This is a genomic window from Candidatus Methanodesulfokora washburnensis (genome assembly GCF_003947435.1).
Taxonomy (GTDB): domain Archaea; phylum Korarchaeota; class Korarchaeia; order Korarchaeales; family Korarchaeaceae; genus Methanodesulfokora; species Methanodesulfokora washburnensis.
On record NZ_RCOS01000013.1, the window covers coordinates 1 to 5066 of the forward strand.

Consider the following 5066-nt stretch of genomic DNA (forward strand, 5'->3'; position numbering starts at 1 on the left):
ATTTCATATTCGTGAACAGATTCCCATTCGCTGTAAAGCCCTTTTACGTGATGAAAGCTGATGATACATGGGCTAGGAGCGTTGATCTCATATACAAAGGGGAGGAGGTGAGCTCAGGAGGCCAGAGGGAGCACAGATATGACGTTCTTATGAGGCAGATAGAGGAGAAGAAGCTGGATAAGCAATCGCTGGAGTGGTTCACAAGCTTCTTCAGGTATGGGGCACCTCCTCATGGGGGCTTTGCCCTAGGTTTAGAGAGATTTATCTACAAGATGCTTAACCTACAGAACATAAGAGAGGCTGCTTTGTTCCCGAGGGATATTGAGAGAGTCCTCCCATAATCATTAGCTTTTTTAGATTTACTTCATTTCCTCTTCAGCTTAGTGATAAAAATCTAGAAGAGTCGGGATTTCTCTCGGACTTCAATTAACATATGACAGTGAGCAGTGTGGGGGAGTTTAAGGTTATGAATATCCTTGTAGATAAGCTCATATCTCAAAGAAGAGCACTTGCTGAATTTTTCGTCATGATTAGCATTTTACAATCTAGGTATGTAGCACCGAATGGACACTAGCTCAGGATGAGGGGAGTCTCCGTTGCCCCTGAAAGCCATCAATGAGGCTAAGGCCGAGATGGAACGGATAGTTATATAACTATCCGACAACGGTGGATATGGTATCAGACTATCTAGTGGTTGATAGAAAAGGATATATAATCACAGCCTACTTTATAAGCTCTAGAAGAAAGAGGAGAGGTATAGATGGTTCAAAAAACTGATACATTGCTGAAGATCGATGTAGAGGGTCTGCTCAGAACTATTGAGGAGAGATACAGGATAAACATCCCGAGAAAGGTCGTTATGATGGATTATGATGAGGAAACAGGAAGCCTTTTCATCAAGTTTATGCATGAGCTTCACGTGTAGGCAAAGAGATGTTATAACAAAGGGAATAACGAAAAGAACTTTTGGGATCATAAGAAGTAGATTTCTACAGCAGGATATTTGGATTGTGCTTGATAAGTCTCTAAATAAATGTTAAGCTTAACTCTGCTCCTCGCTAGAAAGCTCCTTTTTAAAGAAATTAGTTTTGATCCTTGATTAGTTAAACAGCTGAAAAATTCGACTCACTTTTGTAATAATTATAAAATAAAGAAACATGAGGATTAAATATCACTGGCTGCGTTATACAACAGAGAACATGAGAGCAGGTAGCGGTGCGGTATTGCTGGTGGGTTTTGCTCTAGTTGTTATGTTGCTCTCAGTAGCTGGAACTGTCACTCCACCATCTATTGGCATAAAACAGGATCCATCTCAAGATTTTACGGATATAGCTAGTGCGATGAATGAGATAGCCAAGACCTGTAACTCCTTTAGAGGGGATGACAGTGAAAAATACTACTATATGGACAGCGTTCTGAAAACGATGAAAAACGGGATGAAAGTAAAGGGGATATCCATTGACAACATACTGCCCTCGGCTGCAGGCGGTCGTTGTTTCATAGTATATACACTGAGAAGCTGGGATAATAGCTCATACTTCACAGGAGTTGCTTGCGAGCCTAAAGAATCCCAGTTATGCAAAGCATGGAGAGATTATTTATCAGGTACTTCTCTAGAGGAACTTTCACAGATGGTGATAATCCCCCCAGGATTGTGCTTTTCAGGTGGAAACAATAAAGTTGACAGTACACATTTCCTGATAGGAAATCCAAATCCAGTAAGAATACATATAATTTTAGCGTACTCAGGAAATGATGAGCTTCAGAATCTACAAGTTCAATTCCCTGGCCAAGGAGAAGGGACTATACAGGCTAACAATGGTGTCGTCGAGTTTTATCTTGATCCCATGACAAACCCTACTGGTAGAGGGGTCGCGCTAGGACAGAGGACTATGGCAGATGCGTTCATAAAGATCCGGCATACGAGCGGCCAGTCAGGTCTTGTAGATAAAATAACACTAACAGTCCCGGAGTATAATTTTGTCCAAGAGATACCAATTTACTGGAACACATGCCCGGTAGTCTCTTGGGGGCAGGTTATAAGCTCCCTGAGGGGGTAAGAGTTGGTAACAGAACCCTTAGAGGCTATTATAGCATTACTTTTAATATCGATAATTCTCTACTCAATTTTTGTGTATAATCAAAAGGGAGTGGAAAACATACTCATCAAGCGAACGCTGACTAGAAGTGTAGCGGGCAGTGTTGCTGGAATATATGTAAACTATCTGAATAGCACTCAGAATTTTCATGATTTTAACGATAGCGTCTCCGACTTCCTGGCTTATATAGGAGAAAAAGAGAACGTAAGCTGCTCGGCATATCTAAGGTTACTATTTAAAAATGGAACTTACTTTTCGTATCAGCTTATCAGAGGCAGAAGTGGAAAAACCAGCATAACGGAGAACATCACAGTCGCTCTGGGAAACATCAGCGGATCACCGCATGTTTATGCTTTAGTGAATAGAAGCTTTATCTCTACGGTTCAAAATGTACCGGTGGGTGTGTATGTTGTTGCTTATTATGATGATGGTGTCCCTCCTATATCACTTACTGCATCTGTCAGCATTAGCGATGGGAGTTCTTCTCAACTATGCACCCTTGAACGCAGTTTTACTGGAGGCAGAGCTATATACAGCTGTTCTACATCAGCGCTGAGCAAAACAGTTTCGTACTATATTATAAAAGTTTATAATATTAATGTAGATGAAAAGCCATATCCTAATATAATAACTATTTCGATTCCAGCTAAGCTTATCTCTTATAGCTCGGCCGTTACGATTAAAGATACGGGAACGGATCCCCTAGGTAACTCATACAGGTATGTGGATTATTACCTCGGAGAGATAGTGAACTTAACGGGCTATGCTAATTGGATATTACAAAATAGGAAAGGAATGTATTGTACAGGATATTATGGGAACAGCATATCCACTGGGTCCAGCTATATATGTCCAGAAGGAAATCTGCCCCTGCCTGTGTTTTTAGTACAAGGTCCCATAAACATATCACTAAATTGTGACCATGATGAAACATGCAGTAGACAAGTTATATTCATAGAGCCCTACTTTAGCCAGATATCTGTTACATTAACGAAAGGGTGAAGAATAATGGAGAACGTTCTTGCTTTTCTAGTCAGCATGTTTGTGGTAGTGGTGTTCGGTCTTTTTTCTATTTTTGCTATAAAAAATATGTATACTTCTCAATACTCCTTCCTTCAGGAGGAGGCAGTTCTTGCATTTAGGCAACTGCTGGAGAATCCAGGGAACTATACCAAAAGCCCGCCGACAGTTGGAATTGCAATGAAAGATTTGCCGTATACCGTAAATCTTACGGCTCTCAGTATTTTAAAAAATATGGAGTATGAAAATTGGAAGCGAGGCCTTGTCTCATCAGAGGATGATGTCAGAATTATCTTATACAACGGAACCAGATATCTAATCTTGGGAGCAAGCATGACTAGAAGCAGAGTTGCTGCGGTAAATGGTTACGCATTCTGTCCTCCTAGTAAGTGCCTTGATTCCTCTTTTTGCTGTCCTTCTAGTGGAAATATAACAGTTAAAGTTGTTGTCACGGGAGATTGAGATGAATAAGGGGAGGAGAAGGTAAATGCCTCATAATGTTGTTGTAAATCTCGCTTACTTCGTGCTTGCTCTTATAATAATTGCAACAGCATTCGCCTTCATGTATCCCTATGTCCAAAGTGCAAGTGCTAGACAGAAGTTTGATGCAGTGCTTAAAGCAGCTATTGCCATATCTAACGCAATTGACAATGTTGTTCAGGCTGGAGTGAACTCATCTACAACTGTCAGCATAAACCTGCCTGATAACGCCGTGGTGAAGGTTGTGAATCCCTCAAATGATTACAACGGCTCCGTCATCTTCACCGTTTATGGAGGGCCTCCATACCAGGGAATGGTGATAGCATACAATGGCTCGTTAAGTTGGGTGTGCATAGTCCCGAAGGGGACCTATCTGGAGGTTCAAGTGAACACTTCAATAAAGGTGGGCTCCACGCGCATGCCACCCACAGGAGGATGGAACATAACAGCGGAGGGAGGGTTGAGCAGAGCAGGACAGCAGAACACAGTAAGGATAGACTATCTGAGGCCTTATGTCGTAGGCATAAAGTGGAATCCATGAGGGTGATCTTATGAAGGCAGTTACATGGGCATTGCTGATAATAGTTGGTATTCTTCTTGCCTCCTTCTTTCTGTTCATAAGGCCCTCCTTCATAGCCCCTATTTTAAGGGATCAGGCGAGGGATATAGCCCAGTATGTGGCTGGACAGATATCCTTCATGGCCAGAATGGCCGATCAAGGTGTAGCTGAGGGGCAGAGATCTTTTCGCATAGATGCAGGTAGCGACAAGCTTGTGGAGATAGTTGTCATGACCAATGTGAATAACGGACAGGTAAGCCCGACCGGACAAGTGATAGTGAGAGTCAGCTCACGAATCCCACCCTATTCATATGGACAAGCAAGTGCAAACTACACATCTTCTTATCCAGTTATCCAATCAACATTATTTCAAGGAAATATTGTAATATCATTTAATGGTACTGCAATAACGGTCGCTAATATAAAGAGCTGATCTTCTAAGAGTTCTTTAGCTCACCAAGAAGAGCAGTAGATGATTTCCAGCCGTTGTTAGGATGGAAACAGCTATTAGCCTGGCAACCCTCCTATTATCTGTATTGGTGGGTTCCATGATGCTATTATGTGCATGCATATCAACGCGGCCAGAGAGAATGCTGTAAGCTCCCTTAACGAGGATGTGACATGTCCTGTCCTTATTGTGCCAAGTGTAAGTGCTAACAAAATACTTGTCATCAAGGCCTGCATCATCAGTCCATCCTTCATTGAATTAGCAACCTGCTGGGATGGAACTGGAAGATTCAGCATTGTGACCATTATCACCATGCTCACCATCACAAATAGATATGATAGAACGGCTGTGATGTAGTTTCCCTTCTTCTCAGCCTCCAGCTCATACCATATCTCCCTAGTCCTCGTCATAAACCTGGATATTGTGCCAAATGCATCGTGAAGATCCACTCCTGATTTCA

At 42.0% G+C, this 5066-nt stretch carries 8 protein-coding genes; 7 read left to right on the plus strand and 1 reads right to left on the minus strand.

Annotation, left to right across the window (positions count from 1 at the left end):
- The 7 genes from D6D85_RS00650 to D6D85_RS00675 form a co-directional block, all read left to right on the plus strand.
- A partial coding sequence (locus D6D85_RS00650; protein ID WP_337189953.1) for an amino acid--tRNA ligase-related protein occupies nt 1-341 on the plus strand: 341 nt, incomplete at its 5' end.
- Nucleotides 342-760: 419 nt separating this feature from the next.
- Entirely contained in the window at nt 761-925 is a 165-nt protein-coding gene (locus D6D85_RS15925; protein ID WP_161969603.1) for a hypothetical protein, read from the plus strand.
- Nucleotides 926-1157: 232 nt separating this feature from the next.
- Nucleotides 1158-2060 carry a hypothetical protein gene (locus D6D85_RS00655; protein WP_125670106.1) on the plus strand — a complete coding sequence of 301 codons (903 nt, stop codon included), beginning with the start codon at nt 1158-1160 and terminating at the stop codon, nt 2058-2060.
- A gap of 3 nt (nt 2061-2063) precedes the next feature.
- Nucleotides 2064-3101, plus strand: coding sequence for a hypothetical protein (locus D6D85_RS00660; RefSeq protein WP_125670107.1), 1038 nt, complete (start codon nt 2064-2066; stop codon nt 3099-3101).
- A gap of 6 nt (nt 3102-3107) precedes the next feature.
- Complete coding sequence (locus tag D6D85_RS00665; RefSeq protein WP_125670108.1) at nt 3108-3581, plus strand: hypothetical protein; 474 nt, start codon at nt 3108-3110, stop codon at nt 3579-3581.
- Between the two features lie 25 nt (nt 3582-3606).
- Nucleotides 3607-4140, plus strand: coding sequence for a hypothetical protein (locus tag D6D85_RS00670; RefSeq protein ID WP_125670109.1), 534 nt, complete (start codon nt 3607-3609; stop codon nt 4138-4140).
- 10 nt (nt 4141-4150) lie between these two features.
- Complete coding sequence (locus tag D6D85_RS00675; RefSeq protein ID WP_125670110.1) at nt 4151-4591, plus strand: hypothetical protein; 441 nt, start codon at nt 4151-4153, stop codon at nt 4589-4591.
- Between the two features lie 74 nt (nt 4592-4665).
- Here D6D85_RS00675 and D6D85_RS15930 read toward each other — a convergent pair.
- Nucleotides 4666-5066: hypothetical protein (locus tag D6D85_RS15930; protein ID WP_202617257.1), on the minus strand; the 401-nt coding region annotated here is incomplete at its 5' end.